Origin of the sequence: Fluviirhizobium alvei, assembly GCF_030551875.1 — a bacterium.
Lineage (GTDB): Bacteria > Pseudomonadota > Alphaproteobacteria > Rhizobiales > Rhizobiaceae > Rhizobium_E > Rhizobium_E alvei.
This window is the reverse complement of the sequence record NZ_JAUOZU010000012.1, coordinates 138495-158278: the sequence shown is the minus strand read 5'-3', so window position 1 is coordinate 158278 and position 19784 is coordinate 138495. Positions and strand designations below refer to the sequence as shown.

The 19784-nt window shown below is 59.7% G+C and carries 22 protein-coding genes; 16 read left to right on the top strand and 6 right to left on the bottom strand.

All coding sequences use genetic code 11. From position 1 onward, the window contains the following. Positions 1 to 45: 45 nt before the first annotated feature. Both cysK and Q4481_RS16725 read left to right on the top strand, forming a co-directional pair. The gene (cysK, locus tag Q4481_RS16730; protein WP_304377546.1) at positions 46 to 1014 is read left to right on the top strand and encodes a cysteine synthase A; all 969 of its coding nucleotides are present in this window, start codon (positions 46 to 48) and stop codon (positions 1012 to 1014) included. A 72-nt stretch (positions 1015 to 1086) separates the two neighbouring features. Beyond that, on the top strand, positions 1087 to 1566 hold the full coding sequence (locus Q4481_RS16725) for a P-loop NTPase family protein (RefSeq protein ID WP_304377545.1): 480 nt from the start codon (positions 1087 to 1089) through the stop codon (positions 1564 to 1566). A gap of 24 nt (positions 1567 to 1590) precedes the next feature. On the opposite strand, the gene Q4481_RS16720 is transcribed toward Q4481_RS16725, so the two are convergent. The 5 genes from Q4481_RS16720 to rsmI all read right to left on the bottom strand — a co-directional run bounded on the left by Q4481_RS16720 (position 1591) and on the right by rsmI (position 6717). After that, positions 1591 to 3123: a YifB family Mg chelatase-like AAA ATPase gene (locus Q4481_RS16720; protein ID WP_304377544.1), complete on the bottom strand. Its 1533-nt coding sequence runs from the start codon at positions 3121 to 3123 to the stop codon at positions 1591 to 1593. 199 nt (positions 3124 to 3322) lie between these two features. Then, positions 3323 to 4270 (bottom strand): glutathione synthase, encoded by a 948-nt coding sequence (gene gshB, locus Q4481_RS16715; RefSeq protein WP_304377543.1) that lies wholly within the window; start codon positions 4268 to 4270, stop codon positions 3323 to 3325. A gap of 71 nt (positions 4271 to 4341) precedes the next feature. Beyond that, entirely contained in the window at positions 4342 to 5340 is a 999-nt protein-coding gene (locus Q4481_RS16710; protein ID WP_304377542.1) for an endonuclease/exonuclease/phosphatase family protein, read from the bottom strand. A 100-nt stretch (positions 5341 to 5440) separates the two neighbouring features. Further along, a complete protein-coding gene (locus Q4481_RS16705) occupies positions 5441 to 5803 on the bottom strand; it encodes a YraN family protein (protein WP_304377541.1) in 363 nt (120 codons plus the stop codon). Positions 5804 to 5805: 2 nt separating this feature from the next. Next, positions 5806 to 6717, bottom strand: a complete 912-nt coding sequence (gene rsmI, locus Q4481_RS16700) for a 16S rRNA (cytidine(1402)-2'-O)-methyltransferase (RefSeq protein ID WP_304377540.1) — start codon at positions 6715 to 6717, stop codon at positions 5806 to 5808. Positions 6718 to 6900: 183 nt separating this feature from the next. On the opposite strand from rsmI, the gene dnaN reads away from it, so the two are divergent. The 8 genes from dnaN (at position 6901) to Q4481_RS16660 (ending at position 12565) form a co-directional block, all read left to right on the top strand. Beyond that, positions 6901 to 8019 carry a DNA polymerase III subunit beta gene (gene dnaN / locus Q4481_RS16695; RefSeq protein WP_304377539.1) on the top strand — a complete coding sequence of 373 codons (1119 nt, stop codon included), beginning with the start codon at positions 6901 to 6903 and terminating at the stop codon, positions 8017 to 8019. A 192-nt stretch (positions 8020 to 8211) separates the two neighbouring features. Further along, positions 8212 to 8811, top strand: coding sequence for a phospholipid N-methyltransferase PmtA (gene pmtA / locus Q4481_RS16690; protein WP_304377538.1), 600 nt, complete (start codon positions 8212 to 8214; stop codon positions 8809 to 8811). A 3-nt stretch (positions 8812 to 8814) separates the two neighbouring features. Beyond that, a complete protein-coding gene (locus Q4481_RS16685) occupies positions 8815 to 9423 on the top strand; it encodes a histidine phosphatase family protein (protein ID WP_304377537.1) in 609 nt (202 codons plus the stop codon). Further along, the gene (gene pyrF / locus Q4481_RS16680; RefSeq protein WP_304377536.1) at positions 9402 to 10094 is read left to right on the top strand and encodes an orotidine-5'-phosphate decarboxylase; all 693 of its coding nucleotides are present in this window, start codon (positions 9402 to 9404) and stop codon (positions 10092 to 10094) included. Before Q4481_RS16685 ends, pyrF begins: the two co-directional genes overlap by 22 nt. A 35-nt stretch (positions 10095 to 10129) precedes the next feature. Then, complete coding sequence (locus Q4481_RS16675; RefSeq protein WP_304377535.1) at positions 10130 to 10417, top strand: DUF1330 domain-containing protein; 288 nt, start codon at positions 10130 to 10132, stop codon at positions 10415 to 10417. A 69-nt stretch (positions 10418 to 10486) separates the two neighbouring features. After that, positions 10487 to 11467 (top strand): complex I NDUFA9 subunit family protein, encoded by a 981-nt coding sequence (locus Q4481_RS16670; protein WP_304377534.1) that lies wholly within the window; start codon positions 10487 to 10489, stop codon positions 11465 to 11467. 32 nt (positions 11468 to 11499) lie between these two features. After that, entirely contained in the window at positions 11500 to 12228 is a 729-nt protein-coding gene (locus Q4481_RS16665) for a sulfite exporter TauE/SafE family protein (protein ID WP_304377533.1), read from the top strand. Between the two features lie 175 nt (positions 12229 to 12403). After that, the gene (locus Q4481_RS16660; RefSeq protein WP_304377532.1) at positions 12404 to 12565 is read left to right on the top strand and encodes a hypothetical protein; all 162 of its coding nucleotides are present in this window, start codon (positions 12404 to 12406) and stop codon (positions 12563 to 12565) included. Between the two features lie 52 nt (positions 12566 to 12617). Here Q4481_RS16660 and Q4481_RS16655 read toward each other — a convergent pair whose 3' ends face one another. Then, positions 12618 to 13424, bottom strand: a complete 807-nt coding sequence (locus Q4481_RS16655) for an undecaprenyl-diphosphate phosphatase (RefSeq protein ID WP_304377531.1) — start codon at positions 13422 to 13424, stop codon at positions 12618 to 12620. Positions 13425 to 13643: 219 nt separating this feature from the next. Between Q4481_RS16655 and Q4481_RS16650 the strand changes: the two genes are divergently transcribed. From Q4481_RS16650 to Q4481_RS16625, 6 genes are all read left to right on the top strand, one after another. Further along, positions 13644 to 14336 carry a glutathione S-transferase family protein gene (locus Q4481_RS16650; RefSeq protein WP_304377530.1) on the top strand — a complete coding sequence of 231 codons (693 nt, stop codon included), beginning with the start codon at positions 13644 to 13646 and terminating at the stop codon, positions 14334 to 14336. Positions 14337 to 14340: 4 nt separating this feature from the next. Next, on the top strand, positions 14341 to 15495 hold the full coding sequence (gene queG, locus Q4481_RS16645) for a tRNA epoxyqueuosine(34) reductase QueG (protein ID WP_304377529.1): 1155 nt from the start codon (positions 14341 to 14343) through the stop codon (positions 15493 to 15495). Continuing rightward, complete coding sequence (locus tag Q4481_RS16640) at positions 15492 to 16382, top strand: SDR family oxidoreductase (RefSeq protein ID WP_304377528.1); 891 nt, start codon at positions 15492 to 15494, stop codon at positions 16380 to 16382. The genes queG and Q4481_RS16640 overlap by 4 nt, the downstream gene beginning before the upstream one ends. Positions 16383 to 16692: 310 nt before the next feature. Then, the gene (locus Q4481_RS16635; protein ID WP_377352793.1) at positions 16693 to 17037 is read left to right on the top strand and encodes a septal ring lytic transglycosylase RlpA family protein; all 345 of its coding nucleotides are present in this window, start codon (positions 16693 to 16695) and stop codon (positions 17035 to 17037) included. Between the two features lie 74 nt (positions 17038 to 17111). After that, positions 17112 to 18401, top strand: a complete 1290-nt coding sequence (locus Q4481_RS16630; RefSeq protein WP_304377526.1) for an RsmB/NOP family class I SAM-dependent RNA methyltransferase — start codon at positions 17112 to 17114, stop codon at positions 18399 to 18401. Positions 18402 to 18494: 93 nt separating this feature from the next. Continuing rightward, positions 18495 to 19778 (top strand): imelysin family protein, encoded by a 1284-nt coding sequence (locus Q4481_RS16625; RefSeq protein ID WP_304377525.1) that lies wholly within the window; start codon positions 18495 to 18497, stop codon positions 19776 to 19778. The last annotated feature ends 6 nt before the right edge of the window (positions 19779 to 19784 follow it).

Below are 19784 nucleotides of genomic sequence, written 5' to 3'. Positions count from 1 at the left end.
GCCGGATACGCCCTACCTTCGCCCAAACGAATAGGGAGAAACATCATGGCTGACACTAAGAAACCGGGTCGCGGACGCGTTTACGGCTCCATCATCGAGACGATCGGTGACACGCCCATCGTACGGCTGGACAAGCTGGCCAAGGAAAAGGGCGTCAAGGCCAACCTTCTCGCCAAGCTTGAATTCTTCAACCCGATCGCCTCCGTCAAGGATCGTATTGGCGTCGCCATGATCGAATCGCTCGAAGCGCAGGGCAAGATCACGCCCGGCAAATCGACGCTGGTCGAGCCGACCTCGGGCAATACCGGGATCGCACTTGCCTTTGCCGCCGCAGCAAAGGGTTACAAGCTTATCCTCACCATGCCGGAAACCATGTCGATCGAGCGCCGCAAGATGCTGGCGCTGCTTGGTGCCGAACTGGTGCTGACCGAAGGCGCCAAGGGCATGAAGGGCGCGATCGCCAAGGCCGAGGAACTCGCCGCAACGCTGCCGGATGCCATCATCCCGCAACAGTTCGAAAATTCGGCCAATCCGGAAATCCACCGCAAGACGACGGCGGAAGAAATCTGGAACGACACCGATGGCGGCGTGGATATCTTCGTTTCCGGTATCGGTACCGGTGGAACTATCACGGGCACCGGCCAGGTGCTGAAGGCGAAGAAGCCGTCGGTCCAGGTCATCGCTGTCGAGCCGGCGGATTCTCCGGTTCTTTCCGGCGGCAATCCTGGCCCGCACAAAATCCAGGGCATTGGCGCCGGCTTCGCCCCGGCCATTCTCGACCGCTCGGTCTATGATGAGGTGGTGACGGTCAGCAATGACGAGGCTTTTGCCAATGCGCGTCTGGTTGCAAGGCTCGAAGGTGTGCCGGTCGGCATTTCGTCCGGCGCGGCTCTGACCGCAGCAATCAAGGTCGGCCAGCGTGAGGAAAATGCCGGCAAGACCATCGTTGTCATCATCCCGTCTTTTGCCGAACGCTATCTGTCGACGGCGCTGTTCGAGGGACTCGGCGGCTGACGCTTCGGTCGTCATCCCTCGACGTCCTGTCGCAGGATCGGGGGAAGGGTGATGGCGACAAATTTCAATCGAATGCTGATCATCGGCAATTGCGGGTCAGGCAAGTCCTGGCTCGCTCTGAAGCTCGGATCAAACCTTTCTCTCCCGGCCTATCATCTTGACAATCTGCACTGGGAGCCCGGCTTGCCGGGCGTACCACGCGACAAGCAACTGGCATTTCAGGACACCAGAACGATCGCCACATCGCCCGCATGGCTGATCGAGGGTGTGTTCGGCTGGTTGGCTGAAGCTGCGCTCGAACGGGCTACGGCGTTGGTCTGGATCGATTTGCCAGTACCGGAATGTCTGAAAAACATTCAAGCCCGTGGTCCTCAGAATGGTGAGAACCAAACCGCCTTCGAAGCGTTGCTCGCCTGGACCGCCGATTATGAACAGCGATCCACCTCCACGGGACACGCCGCCCATCGAGACCTCTATACACGATTTTCAGGCGCCAAGTTCCGCCTCGATCATCGCGAGGCCGTATCAAAGTTTGCCGATCAATCGATCTGATGCCCAGACGATCCTGATTGCCGTTTACGCAGCACTCTGCAATCGCTCGCCCGCCAGGCGATAGGAAATCGCTTCCGCCAGATGGATGCGACCGATCCTATCGGCCTCGTCTAGATCGGCTATGGTGCGCGCCACTTTCAGGATGCGGTGATAGCCGCGGGCGGAAAACTTCATCTTGTCGGCGGCATCCTTGAGCAGTTGAAGCGCAGCCGGATCCGGATCGGCGATCTTTTCAATGAGCGCCGTCGAACAATGGGCATTGGCGCCAAGCCGTGGATGGCCGAGCGCGATGAACCGATCCCGCTGGCGTTCGCGGGCGCGGGCAACGCGCGCGGCAATCACCGCACTCGGTTCCGCCGGCATCGGACGCAGCAAGTCATGAGCCGAAACGGCCGGAACGTCGATCCGGATATCGATCCGATCAAGCAGGGGGCCGGAAATCCGCGCCTGGTAGTCGGCGGCGCAGCGTTGACCGCGGGCACATTGATGGCCGGGCTCGCCCGCCATGCCGCAACGGCAAGGATTCATCGCTGCCACCAGCTGGATGCTCGCCGGATAGGAAACATGGTGATTGGCACGCGCAATCACGCATTCGCCGGTTTCGAGCGGCTGGCGCAACGCGTCAAGCGTCTGCGGATTGAACTCCGGCAGCTCATCGAGAAACAGGATGCCATGATGGGCGAGCGAAGCCTCGCCGGGGCGGGCACGCAAGCCGCCGCCGACGAGCGCAGCCATGGTGGCGGAATGGTGCGGCGCCCGGTAGGGACGGTGGCTGGAAAGCTTGCCGCCCGCGAGCTGACCGGCCAGCGAATGGATCATCGACACTTCGAGCAGTTCGCCGGAGGTCAGCGGTGGCAGAATCGAAGGCAGACGTTGCGCCAGCATCGATTTCCCCGATCCGGGCGGTCCGATCATTAAGAGGTTGTGTCCGCCAGCCGCTGCCACTTCAAGTGCGCGCTTGGCACTTTCCTGTCCCTTGATATCGGCAAGATCCGGCAGATTGGCGGGGCTCGGGCGAATGGCAGGTTCCGGCCGGCTCAGCACCTGGGTTCCGCGAAAATGGTTGGCGAGGCCAACGAGGCTACGTGGCGCCAGAATGTCGATCTCCGACCCTGCCCAGGCAGCTTCCGGGCCGCTGTCGGCGGGGCAGATCAACCCCTTGTCGAGCGAATTGGCAGTGATGGCGGCGGGCAACGCGCCGGCCACAGCGGCAATCGTTCCATCAAGATTGAGTTCGCCGATAACGAGGTAACTTGCCAGCGCATCGGAAGGAATTGCCCCCAGTGCAGCCATCAATGCAAGCGCGATCGGCAGATCGAAGTGGCTACCCTCTTTCGGCAGGTCAGCCGGTGCCAGATTGACGGTGACCTTCTTGGGCGGAAGCGCGAGCCCGGAGGCATGCAGGGCGGCCTGCACCCGTTCCCGGCTTTCGGCCACTGCCTTGTCCGGCAGGCCCACGATATGCATGCCGATCTTGCCGGGAGCGACCATCACCTGCACATCGACAGGCACGCCATCTATCCCCTGGAATGCAACCGTTCCGACCCTCGCCACCATGCCCCGAAACCCTTCGCCTGGCCGCCGCAACGGGCGGATACACGTGTAATGCGGTTACGGATTGCAATTAAGCATGGAAAAAGGAATAAAACAAGAACAATAATCGAACAAATGCACGATTGACGGGAAGTCTGGTTGTGGGAGGTTGTGGCGCCGGAACAAATCAAGCCTACCCGGCGCTCGCCATGCTTGCAACGCGTCAGGCGCGTTTCTTCTCCACCGCATCCCAGAACAGGCTGGCAATATCGGCGCCGCCGAACTTCTTCACCTCGCGGATGCCGGTCGGCGAAGTCACGTTGATTTCGGTCATATAGTCGCCGATCACGTCGATACCGACCAGAATGAAGCCGCGTTCACGCAACGATGGGCCGATACGGGCACAGATCTCGCGCTCGCGGTCGGTCAGCTCGGTATGTTCGGCGCGGCCGCCGACATGCATGTTCGAGCGTGAATCCGTTTCGGCAGGCACGCGGTTGATGGCGCCGACGGGTTCGCCGTCGATGAGGATGATGCGCTTGTCGCCCTTGCGCACCGCCGGCAGATATTGCTGGGCGATATAGGGTTCGCGGAACAGCTGGCCGAACATTTCGAGCAACGAGGAGAAGTTGCGGTCATCGCGCGAGGAGTGGAACACGCCGGCACCGCCATTGCCATAGAGCGGCTTCAGGATGATATCGCCCATTTCGGCACGGAAGCGCGCAATTTCGCTCACATTGCGTGTGATCAGCGTCTTCGGCATGAGGTCGGCGAATTCGGTAACGAAGATCTTCTCCGGGGAATTGCGCACCCAGTTCGGATCATTGACCACCAGCGTCTTCGGATGAACGCGCTCGAGAAGGTGGGTGGAGGTGATATAGGCCATGTCGAAGGGCGGATCCTGGCGCAGGAGCACCACATCCATATCGGCAAGATTGATCCGCTCGGCCGGAGCAAGCGTGAAATGATCGCCCTTGACGTCGCGAAGCTCCATCACTTCGGCCTGCGCATAGATTTCGCCGTCGCGCATGGAAAGCTGGTTCGGCGTGTAGTGGAACAGCCGGTAGCCGCGCGCCTGTGCCTCAAGGCCCATGGCGAAAGTGGAGTCGCCCGTAATGTTGATGGTGGACACATGGTCCATCTGTATGGCGACATTCTTGATCCGGGCCATGCAAGTCTCCGCGTGTGGCTGTGGGCAGGGTCTGCCTGATTTAGGGCCTGGACCTGCGCATGGCAAGGGAGCTAACGGCCGGTAATGCCCGCAATCCGGCAGGTGATCAATTCATGGTCCGAGAGCGGTCGGCCCTGTTCATCCACTGCAGCGACGATCGAGGAACGATCGATGTCGAGGTCGCGGCTCAGGAACCAGTCGAGCTTCATTGCCCGTTCAGGAAAGCGGCTGATCAGGCTGGCGCGGGTCGTCATCCGCGTCATGTCACCACCATGTCGTCGATATCCACGCTCGAAGGCGACCGGAAACAGGCCCTCGGCCTCGAAATCACCCTCCATGCGATTGCCGGTGTTCATGTCGCCGCCGATCAGAACGGGGAGTGCGGGGAAGTGGGCGTCGATGACATCGAGAAGCGCTTTCACCTGCCACTCCCGGTAGGGGGCGGTCACGGCACTTTCGAGATGAACCGAGACAAACAGGATCGGACCGTCCTCGCTTTCGATAGTGGCGCCGACAGCGCACCGTTCGCCGATGCGCGGCTGGTTCGGGTCGTGGTTGCGCCACAGGCGTTCGCCTTCAAGACGGATCATGAAGGGTGCATGCAGGTTGGCTTTTGCCAGCAGCGCATTGCCGTGAAACCCAAGCGCATTGAAGCTGTCGGTGCAGAGATCGCGCTCGATCGGCGAGCCCAACCCCAATTCGATGAATTCCACCCCGTAGGAATAGGTCATGTCGAGTTCGCGAGCGAGTTCGGCGCTCGTGTGCCTCTGTCCGGTCCGGGCCATGCCGCAATCCATTTCCGACAGCAGCACGACATCCGAGCGGGTTTCCGCAATCCTTCTTGCGCTCGCCTCGACGAAAAGGCAGCGCTCGAGGTTCCAGGCCGAAACCGTGATGGGAAAGGAAAGGGCTGCGGACTTGCTGGACGAACCATCCGTTTCGACCAACGACATGGCCGGAAGCGACGCCATCAGCGCATCATGCGCTTCGATCGTCTTGTCCTTTGCATCGAGACGGGACCTGAGATCGGCGGGAGGGGCCGGAAGCCGGTTGGTCGTGGTGGTCAGCATGGGAATTGATCCGGATATTCATTGGGCGCTAGCAGGCGCACTAATTGCCGCGCGTGACGTCGATGTGACAGCGGAGATCGGCGCATGGTCAGACCATGTCCTAGAAGGCATCTAGAAAATGCTTCGGAAGCCGGAAGGGTGAAATGGCGATGATATCATAGCGAAGGGAAAGCGAAGACCCATCCGGCTGGCGGGAGAGCCAGGCGAGGCTGGCATTGTGAATGCGCCGCTGTGATTCGCCCGTCACCGCGGTAATGGCCCCATCGGTCGTGGCGCGTGCCTTGACTTCAACGAAGCAGATCAGGTCCCGTTTGCGGGCAATGATGTCGATCTCGCCGGCGCCGACGCGGAAATGCATGGTGACGATCTGATACCCCCTGAGAATCAGAAAGGCAGCCGCGACATATTCGGAAATCCGGCCCCTCTTCAGCGCTTGACGCCGTTTGCGGGTGCCGTCCTCCATCGTCAGGTCGCCTTGAGATCGAGGAGCCGCTGATAGAGAACCTTTCGCGGTTCGCCCGTTCGGCGCGCCGCTTCCGTGGCGGCCTTTGCCGTCGGCATCGTGCGGGCGAGTTCGAGAAGCAGGGCATCGACATCTTCAGCCGCCATTTCCTGCGCTTCGGGAGGCGGGGCGATCGCCACCACGATCTCGCCGCGTATATTCTCCTGCGCCGCATAGAAATCGGCCAGTTCTGCCAGGCTACCGCGACGGAACTCCTCAAACGTCTTGGTCAGTTCGCGGCACACGCAGGCCGCCCGTTCCCCGCCCAACACCAGGGAAGCATCCTCAAGGCTTGCCGCGAGCCGGTGCGGGCTCTCGAAATAGAGAAGCGTGCCGGGAATGGTGCCGATCTCGGCCAGCCGGTCGCGGCGCGCCTTCTCCTTCTGCGGCAGAAACCCGGCGAAGAAGAAACTGTCGCTCGGCAGGCCGGAGGCAGAAAGCGCCGTGATCACCGAAGAGGGGCCGGGTATGGGAAAGACCCGGTGCCCGGCCTCGATTGCCGCCTGCGCCAAACGGTAACCCGGATCGGAAATCAGGGGTGTGCCGGCATCCGAAACGATGGCGACGGACAGGCCGCGGTCGAGATCGGCCAGAAGCCGTTCGCCGGCATCGCGCGCATTATGGTCGTGATAGGCGATGGTCCGCCGGCCGATCGCATAGCGTTCGAGAAGAACACGCGTCACCCGCGTATCTTCCGCCGCCAAAATGTCGGCTGCGGCAATGGTCTCCAGCGCCCGCAGGGTGATGTCGGACAGATTGCCGATTGGTGTGGAAACCAGATAGAGGCCCGGCTCCAGCGGTCTGGCAGGAATTTCGAGCGTACGGATACGGTAGCTCTTCGATCCGGCTCCGTCCTTGGCTTCGCTCTCCGACACGTTAAGACCCTTCCTGTCGCTTCAGGCCCTTATGGGCAAGGGATCGCGGGAGTGCAAGAGCGTAAATTGGTTGATGGGTTCGGCTTTTCTCTTGCGCATCCGTCCCGCTTTCTGCCATTTTGCCCGTCCCGCCCTCCGGGAATGAAACCCCAGGCGCAGAAGTACAGAAAATCGGTAGGGATCATGCGTATCACACTTGAGCGTTCCAATCTGTTGAAATCCCTCGGTCACGTCCATCGCGTGGTCGAGCGTCGCAATACGATCCCGATCCTGTCGAATGTTCTGTTGCGGGCCGAAGGTTCGAGCCTGATGATGAAGGCGACCGACCTCGATCTGGAGATCACCGAAGGCGCTCCGGCCATGACCGAACAGGCCGGTGCGACGACGGTTCCGGCGCATCTGCTCTATGAAATCGTCCGCAAGCTGCCCGATGGTTCCGAAGTGGCTTTGACGACCAATGCCGAAGGCACGACCATGAGCGTGTCGTCCGGCCGTTCGAAATTCTCGCTGCAGTGCCTGCCCGAGAGCGATTTTCCCGATCTGACGGCCGGGACCTTCAGCCATGCCTTCAATATCAAGGCGGCTGATCTCAAGATGCTGATCGAGCGCACCCAGTTTGCGATCTCGACCGAGGAAACCCGTTACTATCTCAACGGCATTTTCCTTCACACGGCCGAATCGGGCAGCGATCTCAAGCTGCGCGCCGTCGCAACGGATGGTCACCGCCTGGCGCGCGCCGAAATCGAAGCGCCGTCTGGCGCGGAAGGCATGCCCGGCATCATCATTCCCCGCAAGACCGTGGGCGAAATCCAAAAACTGATCGAAAATCCCGAAGCGATGCTGCGGTTCGAAGTGTCGGATGCGAAGATCCGCCTGTCTTTCGGCGAAATCGTTCTGACCTCGAAACTGATCGACGGCACCTTCCCCGATTATCAGCGCGTCATTCCGACCGGCAATGACAAGGAGATGCGGGTGGATTGCTCGACTTTTGCCAGCGCGGTCGACCGCGTCTCGACCATCTCGTCAGAACGTGGCCGTGCCGTCAAGCTCGCGCTTACCGATGGCCAGATGGTGCTGACCGTCAACAATCCCGACTCCGGTAGCGCCACGGAAGAACTGGCTGTTTCCTATGAGGGCGATCCGCTCGAGATCGGCTTCAACGCCAAGTATCTTCTCGATATCACGGGTCAGTTGAGCGGCGATGATGCGGTCTTCAAGCTCGCTGATCCGGGTTCGCCGACGATCATCGTCGATTCTTCAGGCAATGATGCGCTCTACGTTCTGATGCCGATGCGCGTCTGACTGAGATTGTCTTCGAATGTATCTTGAAGCCAGTGCGAGCGATTGCGCTGGCTTTTTCGTAGCATCCGTGGCCCGCGCGTTAACGTTGATTAAAATAATTAAGGAATTTTGCCGGCCAAGGCCATATCTGTCTTGCTTTTACCTTTTTTTAGGGCGCACAAGAAACTTAAGAAATTATAAGGGAAATGGATAATGGTCGCTCGTCTCAAGAGTCGGATTGCAACAAAATTCGATGATGAGATCCGATTCCTCAAAGGCGTGATTGCCGGACCGAAAACGGTTGGCGCCATCATGCCGACTTCGGCACGGACTGCCGATCGCATGGCCAGCATCATCAATCCAAATTCCGGATTGCGGGTGCTTGAACTGGGCCCAGGAACCGGTGTGATCACAAAGGCCATCCTGGCGCGCGGCGTGAAACCGGAAAACCTGGTTTCAGTCGAATATTCCGCCAGTTTCGTCAGCCATCTCCGCGAGCGCTTCCCCGGTGTCCAATTCATTGAGGGCGATGCCTTCAACCTCGCCGAAACGCTGAAGGACTTTGAAGGCGAACAGTTCGATTGCGTGATTTCCGGCATCCCGCTTCTCAACTTTCCCATGTCCAAGCGCGTGGAATTGATCGAGGATCTTCTGGAGCGCATTCCCGTCGGGCGCCCGGTGGTGCAGTTTTCCTATGGGCCGGCCTCGCCGGTGGTCGCAAAGCCCGACAGCTACCAGATCAGTCACTTCGATTTCATCATGCGGAACATTCCCCCGGCGCAGATCTGGCACTATCGCAAGACCGTTGGATGATCCGTGTTCGGCTTCTATGTCACCCATCCGCAGGTGATGATTGATCCGTCGGTTCCTGTGCCCCGTTGGAGCCTGTCTCCACTGGGTAAGGCAAGAGCCGAAGCGGCCGCGAAAATGCCATGGGTCGCGAAACTGGGGCGGATCGTCGCCAGTGAAGAGACCAAGGCGATCGAAACGGCTGAGATAATGGCGAGACGTGCGGGTCTCTCCGTCGAAATCCTTCCCCATAGTGGCGAAAATGATCGCAGCGCCACGGGCTTTCTCGTTCCCGCCGAATTCGAAAAGGCCGCCGACCGGTTTTTCGCCTACCCATCTGACAGCTTCAGGGGGTGGGAGCGGGCCTGCGATGCTCAGGCAAGGATCGTCGGGGCCGTCGACCGGCTGCTTTCAAATCATGATCCCGACATACCGATCGCGATTGTCGGTCACGGCGGCGTGGGAACGCTCCTCAAATGCCATCTCGGAGGGGTTCCGATCGCCAGGGATCGTGACCAGCCTGCGGGTGGTGGCAATCTCTATGCATTCCGTCTTGCAGATCGTTCGCTTGCATGCGACTGGAAACCGTTCGATGAATGGGAAGGACCGGAAAAATGGATGCCAAAGACCGTCTGATTGTGGGCCTGGATGTACCGACGGTGAACGATGCCGAAACCGTCGTTCGCGAACTCGGCGAAACGGTCGATTTCTACAAGATCGGCTACCAGCTCGCATTCGCAGGCGGCCTGGAATTCGCGCGCGATCTGGCGAAGGATGGCAAGAAAATCTTCCTCGACATGAAACTGCTCGACATCGACAACACGGTGGCGAGCGCGGTTGAGAACATTGCCAAGATGGGCATGACCATGCTGACGCTGCACGCCTATCCGAAGGCAATGCGGGCGGCGGTGGAAGCCGCGCGCGGCACCGATCTCTGCCTGTTGGGCGTTACGGTCCTGACATCGATGGATGAAACCGATCTGATCGATGCCGGCTACGAATATGATCCGCATACTCTGGTGCTGCGCCGCGCCGAACAGGCCCGCCAGGCTGGAATGGGCGGTATCGTCTGTTCGGCAGAAGAAGCGTCCGCCGTTCGCAAGATCGTGGGCGCCGAAATGGCGGTGGTGACGCCCGGTATTCGGCCGGCTGGCGCCGACAAGGGCGATCAGAAACGTGTCATGACGCCGGCAGAGGCAATCCGCTCGGGCGCCAGCCATCTGGTCGTGGCAAGGCCGATCATCCGTGCTAGCGATCGGTTGGAGGCAGCGCGTTCCATCCTTGCCGAAATCCGCAACGCAGCCTAGGTAAAGAAACGAGTTCCTACCAACAGGAGAAGATGATGCCCAAGGGCTACTGGATCGCTCGCGTCGATGTTCGTGATGCGGAACGCTACAAGGATTATGTTGCAGCCGCCAAGCCGGCTTTCGAAAAGTATGGGGCGAACTTCCTCGCCCGCGGCGGCAATTTCCATCGTCTTGAAGGCCAGGTGCGCGCCCGCAACGTTGTGATCGAGTTCCCTTCGCTTCAGGCTGCGCATGATTGCTACTATTCGCCGGAATATCAGAAGGCTGCTGCCATACGGCAAGAAGTCGCGGATGCGGAAATGGTGATTGTCGAAGGCATTTAATGCCTTCACCTTAGCGAGAGATTCGGCTAAGGAACGAGCACTTGGCGGGTAAAATCAGGAGCTGATATCATGGCGCTGTCCAATATTCCGAAAACCGTGACGATCTTCGGCGGTTCGGGTTTCCTGGGGCGCCATCTGGTGCGGATCCTCGCCAAGCGCGGCTACCGCATCCGTGTTGCGGTTCGTCGTCCTGATCTGGCTTTCCACCTTCAACCGCTTGGCAATCTCGGGCAGATCTCGCTCGTGCAGGCCAACCTGCGTTATCGCCAGTCGGTCGATGCAGCCGTTGCCGGGTCCGATTATGTCATCAATTGCGTTGGCCTTCTGCACCAGTCGGGCCGTAACACGTTCGATGCAGTACAGGAATTCGGCGCTCGAGCGGTGGCGGAAGCGGCGCGTGCCGCAGGTGCCAAGCTCACCCATGTTTCGGCCATCGGCGCTGATGCCGATTCGGCTTCGGCCTATGGTCGCACCAAGGGCAAGGCCGAGCAGGCTGTGCTTGCGATCATGCCGGATGCCGTGATCATGCGTCCGTCGGTCATGTTCGGCCCGGAAGATGATTTCTACAATAAATTCGGCGCCATGGCCGCGCGGTTCCCGTTCCTGCCGCTCGTCGGTGGCGGCATGACGCGCTTCCAGCCGGTATCGGTGGATGATGTGGCGGAAGCCATTGCCCTGGCCGTCGATGGCAAGGTTGAGGGCGGCAAGATCTACGAACTCGGCGGTGCCGAAGTGAAGACCTTCAAGGAAATCCTCGAGGACATTCTGCGCATCACCTGTCGCGAACGCCGGCTCGTATCGATTCCCTTCTTTGCCGCATCGGTGATCGGTAAGCTCAATGCGCTCGTTCCATTCGTGAAGCCGATGATCACAGCCGATCAGGTGACGTTGCTCAAGAAGGACAATGTCGTATCCGAGGCTGCGATCCGTGAAGGCCGCACGCTCGAAGGGCTCGGCATCCGTCCGTCGCTCGCGGCAGCCGTGCTGCCCGCCTATCTCGTCCGCTATCGTCCGGCCGGCCAGTTCACCCGGAGCGGTTCGGAAGCCTGATCGGGGGTCCCATGAGCTGGTTGCCGGAAGGAATGACTGTCCTTCCGGCCCTGTTGCTCATCGTCGCCAGCTTCTTCACATCCATGCTCACCGCTTCCTTCGGTATCGGAGGAGGCCTCGTGCTTTTGTCGCTGATGACCTATGTCATGCCAGTGGCGGCGCTGATCCCGGTCCATGGAGCTGTGCAGTTCGGCTCCAATGCCGGCCGCGCGTTGCTGCAAAGACGTTTCATCGCCTGGCGCGAACTCGCAGCCTTCGTTGCCGGCGGTGCCATCGGGGCCTTTGTCGGCGCGCATATGGTCATCCGTCTGCCCGATTCCTGGCTTCAGCTCGCTTTGGGCCTCTTCATCCTGCTGGTGACATGGGCAAAACTTCCGAAGGTCGATCGGCTTGGCCTGGGCCTGTTTGCCGTCTCGGGCGCGGTGACGACATTCCTCACCATGTTTCTCGGCGCCACAGGCCCGCTCAATGCCGCCGCGTCCGAAAAGACATTTCCGGATCGTCGCGTCATGGTGGCCACGCTTGCCGCGCTCATGACCAGCCAGCATATTCTGAAAGTGCTTGCCTTCGGCGCCGCCGGCTTTGCCTTCTTCCACTGGTTGCCGCTGGTGGGACTCATGATTCTCACAGGCTTCGCCGGAACCAAGCTTGGCCTCATCCTGCTCGGAAAACTGCCGGAACAGGCGTTCCGAACGATTCTGCGCTGGATTATGACTGTGATCGCCATCGATATGGTGCGACGCGGCCTTGGCGCTTTTTGACCGTGTCGGAGTGCGAGTTGCACAAATGCCGCACACTTTAACTATACTTCATTAACTGCATATTCAGCTTCGATCCTTTATTGATAGTCGGCCTTTGACTGAATAGAACGCGGCCTGTGCCTCGTGGACGGTCAGAACGCAGGGGCGCGTGGCAATTCAGTTTCAGGGGAAAATTATGGGTAAATCGATAGCGCTGATCTTCGCTTCCGCGGCGCTCGTCATTCTGGCCGGATCTTTCGTCGCGCCGCGTACCGTGGCCGCCGACAACGTCAAATGCTCTCCGGCCTACGGCGTCGATCCTTGCTCGATCACGGGCTCGACCACCGCCAGCGAATAAGGCTAGCTTCCGGAATGAGACGACCAGGGCCGCTTTCGCGGCCCTTTGCATGTCAGGGATAATAGTAGAGGCCGGCAAGCCCGGCGATCCCGATGATGATGCGCCACCAGGCGAAGGGTGCATAGCCGCGACGCGAGACGAAGGCGAGCAGCGACCGCACCACGATCAATCCCGAAATGAAGGCGGCAATGAAGCCGACGCCGATGACCGTCACATCGTCGAAACTCAGATCCTTGCGATTCTTGATCAGATCGAGCGTGAAGGCGCCAACCATGGTCGGCATGGCGAGGAAGAACGAAAACTCCGCCGCCGAGCGCTTGTCGGCCCCCATGAGCAGCGCACCGACAATGGTTGCGCCGGACCGCGATGTTCCGGGAACCATGGCCAGGCACTGGCAGAGGCCGATCTTGAAGGCAAGCGATGGCGGATAGTTCATCACGTCGAAATAGCGCGGCTGCAGTTTGAGCTTGTCCACAGCAAGCAGGATGATACCGCCGCCGATCAGCACATAACAAATGAGAACGGGCGTTTCGAACAGCACGGTCTTGATGAAGTCGTGCGCAATCGCCCCGATGACCGCCGCTGGCAGGAAGCCGATCAGGATCGAGAGCACGAACCAGCGCGAGCGTGCGCTCGTCGGCAGCGTGAGCGCGATATCAAGCAGTTTGCGGAAATAGACCAGCAGAATGGCCAGGATGGCGCCTAGCTGCACGAGAACGGCAAAAGTGTTGCCGGGCGATTTGAAGCCGAGAAAGTGGCTCGCAAGCAGAACATGCGCGGTCGAGGAGACCGGAATGAATTCTGTCAGGCCTTCGATGAGGCCAAGCACCAGGGCGCTGAACAGCGATGGGTCTTCCATGGGAATCTCTTGTCGGAATGATCGGGTTGAAGATTGAACGGCATGGGAATGCGAGCGTGAAGCATCAACATCGTGCGGCGCTTACGTCATGCTCGTTCCTCTCGGAGGTCGCCGGCGAATCGGCAGAAGCGAATGCGAGTAGCTATATCGACTTGACATATTGCGTGGCCAGACGCCAATGAAGGAATTTCAATCCCTGCGTCGCAGTCCGGAATCATTATGCCAATCCTTTATCATCATCCCATGTCGACAGCCTCCCGCTTCGTGCGGTTGATTTTCGCCGAATACGGTTTCCAGGCGGAACTGGTCGAAGAGATGATCTGGGAAAAGCGCAAGGACTTCCTGGCGATCAATCCCGCCGGCACACTTCCGGTCTATGTCGACGACAATATGCGCACGCTCTGTGGCGCCACGATCATTTCTGAGTTCATGGACGAGACGTCCGGTGTCCTGAAGCGCGATCGCCGCCTGTTGGCAGAAGACCCGTTCCAGCGCGCGGAAATCCGCCGCCTCACCGAATGGTTCCTCTTCAAGATGGAGCAGGACGTCACCAAGCCGCTCGTACGGGAGCGGATCTTCAAATTGCAGATGACGCCGGAGCAGGGCGGCGGCGCCCCCGATTCCAAGGTTCTGCGCACGGCACGCAACAATATCCGCCAGCATATGCGCTATCTCGCCTGGCTGGCCGGAACCCGCAAATGGCTCGCCGGCGACCGGCTGTCCTATGCCGATCTTTCGGCCGCCGCCGCCATTTCCGTGCTGGACTATCTCGGCGAGATCGACTGGTCTGACGCCCCGCAGGTGAAGGAATGGTACCAGCGCTTCAAATCGCGCCCGAGCTTCCGTCCGCTGCTCAACGATCGTATCCGTGGCGTGACGCCGGTTCCCCATTACGCCGATCTCGATTTCTAGTCCCATGGCGGGAGAACGGTCGACGTCGGAGGATAAAGTCTCGAGACTGACCGGGTTCGTCAAACAGTGCGCCTCAGAGGCGGGCTTCGATCTCTGCCGCATCACCTCTTCCGATCTCGGACCGCAGCCGGGACTCGATCTGGCGCGCTATGTCGCCAATGGTCATCACGGCACTATGTCCTGGATGCAGGAGACGCTCGACCGGCGATCGAGTCCGCGTGCACTCTGGCCGGATGTTCGCTCCGTCATCATGCTGGGGATGAATTATGGCCCGGAAAGCGATCCGCGAGACATCCTGGCGCGGAAATCGCAGGGCGCCATTTCTGTCTATGCGCAGAACCGCGACTATCATGACATCATCAAGGGCAAGTTGAAGGAGATCGGGGGGCGTTTTGCAGCCCGCTGCGGCGAGGAGATCAAGGTGTTCGTCGATACCGCGCCGGTGATGGAGAAACCGCTTGCCGCAAACGCCGGTCTCGGCTGGCAGGGTAAACATACGAACCTCGTCAGCCGCCAGTTTGGCTCCTGGCTCTTTCTCGGCTCGATCTTCACTACGGCCATTCTCGATTTTGACGAGGCCGAAACCGATCATTGCGGTTCCTGCCGGGCCTGCCTCGATTCCTGCCCGACCAGCGCCTTTCCCGCGCCCTACCGCATTGATGCGCGGCGGTGCATTTCCTATCTGACGATCGAGCACAAAGGGACGATTGCGCCCGACATGCGCCTTCTGATGGGAAACCGCATCTATGGCTGCGATGATTGTCTCGCAGCCTGCCCCTGGAACAAGTTTGCCCAGGCGGCGCGGGAACTGAAGCTGAAGGCGCGCGTTGACCTTCAGTCGCCTCAGCTTGCGGACCTGTTGCAGCTCGACGATGCCGGTTTTCGGTCGTTCTTTTCCGGTTCGCCGGTAAAGCGGATCGGGCGGAACCGGTTTGTGCGGAACTGCCTGATCGCAGCCGGAAATTCCGGCGATATCCGCCTCCTGGAGCGCTGTCGTCAGCTCCTGACGGATCCTTCGGGTGAGGTGCGCGGCATGGCTGCATGGGCCGTGTGGCGACTGGGTGGTGAAACGGCACTCTCTTCTGAGAGGCGTTTGTTGTTAAATGAGAGCGATCCGGATGTGATCGCCGAATGGACGAGATGTGGAGTGAGTGCATGACCTTGACCATCCTGGGTGCCGGCTTTTCCGGCAAGGCCATTGGCCGTATCTGCGCTCCGGGCTTCTCGCGGATCGCAGGCACGACCCGCAGCCAGGCAAAGTTTCCGACCCTAGCCGCAGCCGGGCTGGAGCCTTTCGAATTCGACGGGCTGGTCATCACGCCGGAACTCAAGGCAGTTCTCGGGGAAACCACCCATCTGGTCCAGTCGATCGCGCCGCGGGAAGATGGTGATCCGTTCCTCAGGCTGATCTCGGATCTGCGGTCCGTCATGCCGAAGCTGAAATGGGTCGGCTACCTCTCGACAATCGGCGTCTATGGCAATCGCGATGGCGCCTGGACCGATGAAACGTCCGAACCGACACCCCTGTCACGACGCTCGCGCGAGCGTGTCGATGCCGAACAGGATTGGCTGGCGCGGGGCGCTGCCGCTGGAATTCCCGTCGCCGTCCTGCGCCTGTCGGGCATCTATGGTCCGGGTCGCAACCCGCTCCTCAATCTCGAGAAGGGAACGGCGCGCCGGATCGTCAAGAAGGATCAGGTCTTCAATCGCATTCGCTGCGAGGATATCGGGCGGGCGACCTCCTTCCTGATCGAGCGGAATATGGGAGGCATCTATAATGTGACCGACAGTCACCCGTCACCCTCCCAGGATGTGGTGGAGTTTGCGGCGCGCCTCATGGGTGTTCCGGTTCCGCCCGATATTGCCTTCGAAACGGCCGATCTCAGCCCGATGGCTCGCTCCTTCTATGGTGAAAACAAGCGTGTTTCGAACAGGAAACTGCGCGATCTCGGCTTCGAATTTGACTATCCGGACTATGAAAAATCCATTCGCCAGATGTGGGAAGAAAAGGCCTGGCGCGGGGTCGATGGAGATAAAGGGGAATAAATTCCTCGGATTTGCGGGGTAGATTCCGCAAAAATGGCCGGTAAATGAAAAGTTAAGAGAAAAATATTCGCATTTTTTGTGATTGGCGACCGAATAATTTCGCGTGACCGAACGTTGGTGCTTACTTCCTGATTCCAAAACAAAAAATACCACAAGTTGCAGTAGGATTCACGGCCTTAAGATCATGTTACATTAATGAATGTAATATCGCGTGATCGTTTAAGGCAAGATTTTGCCATTTTTCGCCCTAGAACCCCACCAGACAGAAAAAACCACTGGTGAAGGTGCCCTATTGAGAAAACTATCCCGAATGGCAATTGCCGCTGCAGCCATCGCGACCTCGTCGCTTGTGTTGAATGATCAGGCTGAGGCGTCGGCGGGTTGTGGCGGGGCGTCCTGGTATGCGCTCCACTCACGAACCGCCTCTGGCGAACGTATGAACCCGTCCACGCTGACGGCCGCGCATCGCTCGCTCAGGTTCGGCACCAAGGTGAAGGTCACCAACCGCAACAACGGCCGCAGTGTGATCGTCCGCATCAATGATCGCGGGCCATTCATCCGGGGCCGCGTTCTCGACCTGTCCCGTGCAGCCGCCCATCAGATCGGCATGGTACGTTCGGGAACCGCAAAGGTCTGTTTCCAGATCGTCAGCTGAATTGGAACGCCTGAAAGCCTTGCCCTCGAGCCCAATCGCGGTTACGACGCCATCCAGATTGATGGAGAAGATGTATGCGACTGGGCGGGCGGCTTTCCGCAGCGATCGAAGTTCTGGGTGATATCGAAGCACGGCGTCGGCCGGTGGCCGATGCCCTGAAGGACTGGGGCCTGTCGCATCGTTTCGCCGGCTCCGGTGATCGGAGCGCGGTCGGCAATATCGTCTATGATGCGCTGCGGCTCAAACTGTCCCATACCTGGCTGATGGACAGTGCCGATCCTCTGGCTCTTGGCTATGCGGTGATGTTCAGGCAGTGGGGAATGAGCCCGGACCAGTTGGCCGCCGAGCTTGATGGCGACCGCTTTGCGCCGGCGCCGCTGCCCGAAGAAATGGCCGAGGCCTTTGCAACACGTCGGCTTGCGGATGCGCCCGACCATGTGCAGGGCGATGTGCCCGATTGGATCGTGCCGCATTTCGTCGCGAATTTTGGTGGCAATTGGCTCCGCGAGGCACAGGCGCTTGCCCTGCGGCCATCGCTCGATCTGAGAGCAAATACGCTCAAGGCCAACCGCGACAAGGTTCTCGCGGCGCTTGCGGATCAGGGTGCCCAGCCATCGGCGCTGGCGCGGCAGGGCATTCGCATTCCCTCCGGGGAAGGTCCATCGCGTTTGCCGAATGTCACGGCCGAGCTTTCGTTCCAGAAAGGCTGGTTCGAGGTTCAGGACGAGGGATCGCAACTGGTTGCAGATCTGGTCCTGGCCGAGGATGGCGAACAGATTCTCGATTATTGCGCCGGCGGTGGCGGCAAAACGTTGGCGCTGGCCGCCACCATGCACAACAAGGGACAGGTCCACGCCTTCGATGCCGATCGCAAGCGGCTCGCACCGATCATTGAGAGACTGAAGCGCGCAGGCACCCGCAATGTGCAGGTTCACGAGCATGAGAAACAACTCGCCAATCTCGCCGGCAAATGCGACCGTGTGGTCGTCGATGCCCCCTGCACCGGCACCGGCACCTGGCGTCGTCGCCCCGATACGAAATGGCGGCTGACGCAAAAGAATCTCGAGGAGCGGATCGGCCAGCAGGCGGATGCGCTTGCCAAGGCGAGCCGCTATGTCCGGCCCGGCGGCTTTTTGACCTATATTACCTGTTCGGTCCTGCCGGGTGAAAACCAGGGACAGATTGCCGATTTCCGTGCAAAAAATCCGGAGTTCGAACTGGTTTCCGCTCTCGATGGCTGGAAGCGCCTGTTCGGCGAAAAGGCCGCAACGCCTTACAGCCCTGACGGCCTCTCCCTGACCCTGTCGCCGGCTTCGACTGATACGGATGGCTTCTATTTTGCACTTCTTCGCCGCAGGGACTGAGGGTAGCCACGCGGTGCGACAAACTGGATAGTTTGACACCAGTTTCATTCTGAGTCATGACACGCCGAACCATTTGTCTGAAAGGGGACTGTCATGACCAGAAGCCGCCGCGCAAGCCTGGCCTTCCTGTTCGCAACTGCAACCGTGCTGTCGTCAGCGGGTTTTGCATCCGCAACAACCGATCCGGTTTCTGTCGTCAAGACCTATGTCGAGATCGGACATGCCAAGTACGAGGATGCGCTGATCACGGCCAAGGCGCTCGACAAGGCAATTGATGCGCTTATCGCGAGCCCGTCGGACGCCACACTCAAAGCCGCCCGCGAAGCCTGGATCAAGGCTCGCGTCCCTTACCAGCAGACGGAAGCCTATCGCTTCGGCAATCCGATCGTTGACGATTGGGAAGGCAAGGTGAATGCCTGGCCGCTCGATGAGGGCCTGATCGACTATGTCGACAAGAGCTATGGCAGCGAAAGCGACGAAAACGAGCAGTATGTGCTCAACGTCATCGCCAATCCGAAATTCTCGATTGGCGGCAAGGAGATCGACGCTTCGAAGATCACGCCGGAACTGCTGTCGGAAACGCTGCAGGAGGCTGGCGAAACCGAATCCAACGTCGCTACTGGCTATCACGCCATCGAGTTTCTGCTCTGGGGTCAGGATCTCAATGGAACCGGTCCTGGCGCCGGCAACCGGCCCTATACCGATTTCGACAAGGCCAATTGCACTAATGGCAACTGCGATCGCCGCGCCGATTACCTGAAAGCGGCATCCACCTTGCTCGTGTCGGATCTGACCTACATGGCCAATGCCTGGGCACCGGAAGGCGAGGCAGCCAAGGCCGTGCTCACTGCCGAGCCGCAGAAGGCGCTGGCTGTGATGCTCACCGGCATGGGTTCGCTCTCCTATGGCGAACTGGCGGGCGAACGCATGAAGCTCGGCCTGCTTCTGCATGATCCGGAAGAGGAGCATGATTGCTTCTCCGACAACACTTACAATTCGCATCTCAACGATGCGGTCGGCATCGCCGGTGTCTATCGCGGCAGCTATGTCCGCGTCGATGGTACCAAGATCGAAGGTCCTTCCCTTTCCCAGCTCGTTGCGGAAAAGGACGCCGCTCTCGACAAGGAAATGAATGCCAAGCTCGACACGACCCTTTCGGCCATGCAGGCGATGGCCAAGCGCGGCGAAACGGTCGAGGCCTATGACCAGATGATCGGCGACGGCAACAAGGACGGCAATGCGACGGTGCAGGCCGCGATCGACGGGCTGGTTGGCCAGACCAAATCGATCGAGCGCGTCATTTCGGCGCTGGGTCTCGGCAAAATCGAGCTTGAAGGTTCTGACAGCCTCGATAATCCTAACGCGGTGTTCCAATAAACGAGG

Bases quoted from the DNA above. Each gene is read 5' to 3' on its own strand.
- cysK (WP_304377546.1), top strand. From the start codon at position 46: ATGGCTGACACTAAGAAACCGGGTCGCGGACGCGTTTACGGCTCCATC.
- Q4481_RS16630 (WP_304377526.1), top strand. From the start codon at position 17,112: ATGCGACTGGGCGGGCGGCTTTCCGCAGCGATCGAAGTTCTGGGTGAT.
- Q4481_RS16725 (WP_304377545.1), top strand. From the start codon at position 1,087: ATGCTGATCATCGGCAATTGCGGGTCAGGCAAGTCCTGGCTCGCTCTG.
- Q4481_RS16660 (WP_304377532.1), top strand. From the start codon at position 12,404: ATGGGTAAATCGATAGCGCTGATCTTCGCTTCCGCGGCGCTCGTCATT.
- Q4481_RS16635 (WP_377352793.1), top strand. From the start codon at position 16,693: ATGGCAATTGCCGCTGCAGCCATCGCGACCTCGTCGCTTGTGTTGAAT.
- Q4481_RS16675 (WP_304377535.1), top strand. From the start codon at position 10,130: ATGCCCAAGGGCTACTGGATCGCTCGCGTCGATGTTCGTGATGCGGAA.
- pyrF (WP_304377536.1), top strand. From the start codon at position 9,402: ATGGATGCCAAAGACCGTCTGATTGTGGGCCTGGATGTACCGACGGTG.
- dnaN (WP_304377539.1), top strand. From the start codon at position 6,901: ATGCGTATCACACTTGAGCGTTCCAATCTGTTGAAATCCCTCGGTCAC.
- Q4481_RS16650 (WP_304377530.1), top strand. From the start codon at position 13,644: ATGCCAATCCTTTATCATCATCCCATGTCGACAGCCTCCCGCTTCGTG.
- Q4481_RS16710 (WP_304377542.1), bottom strand. From the start codon at position 5,340: ATGCTGACCACCACGACCAACCGGCTTCCGGCCCCTCCCGCCGATCTC.
- queG (WP_304377529.1), top strand. From the start codon at position 14,341: ATGGCGGGAGAACGGTCGACGTCGGAGGATAAAGTCTCGAGACTGACC.
- Q4481_RS16655 (WP_304377531.1), bottom strand. From the start codon at position 13,424: ATGGAAGACCCATCGCTGTTCAGCGCCCTGGTGCTTGGCCTCATCGAA.
- Q4481_RS16670 (WP_304377534.1), top strand. From the start codon at position 10,487: ATGGCGCTGTCCAATATTCCGAAAACCGTGACGATCTTCGGCGGTTCG.
- Q4481_RS16625 (WP_304377525.1), top strand. From the start codon at position 18,495: ATGACCAGAAGCCGCCGCGCAAGCCTGGCCTTCCTGTTCGCAACTGCA.
- pmtA (WP_304377538.1), top strand. From the start codon at position 8,212: ATGGTCGCTCGTCTCAAGAGTCGGATTGCAACAAAATTCGATGATGAG.
- gshB (WP_304377543.1), bottom strand. From the start codon at position 4,270: ATGGCCCGGATCAAGAATGTCGCCATACAGATGGACCATGTGTCCACC.
- Q4481_RS16640 (WP_304377528.1), top strand. From the start codon at position 15,492: ATGACCTTGACCATCCTGGGTGCCGGCTTTTCCGGCAAGGCCATTGGC.
- Q4481_RS16720 (WP_304377544.1), bottom strand. From the start codon at position 3,123: ATGGTGGCGAGGGTCGGAACGGTTGCATTCCAGGGGATAGATGGCGTG.
- Q4481_RS16705 (WP_304377541.1), bottom strand. From the start codon at position 5,803: ATGGAGGACGGCACCCGCAAACGGCGTCAAGCGCTGAAGAGGGGCCGG.
- Q4481_RS16665 (WP_304377533.1), top strand. From the start codon at position 11,500: ATGACTGTCCTTCCGGCCCTGTTGCTCATCGTCGCCAGCTTCTTCACA.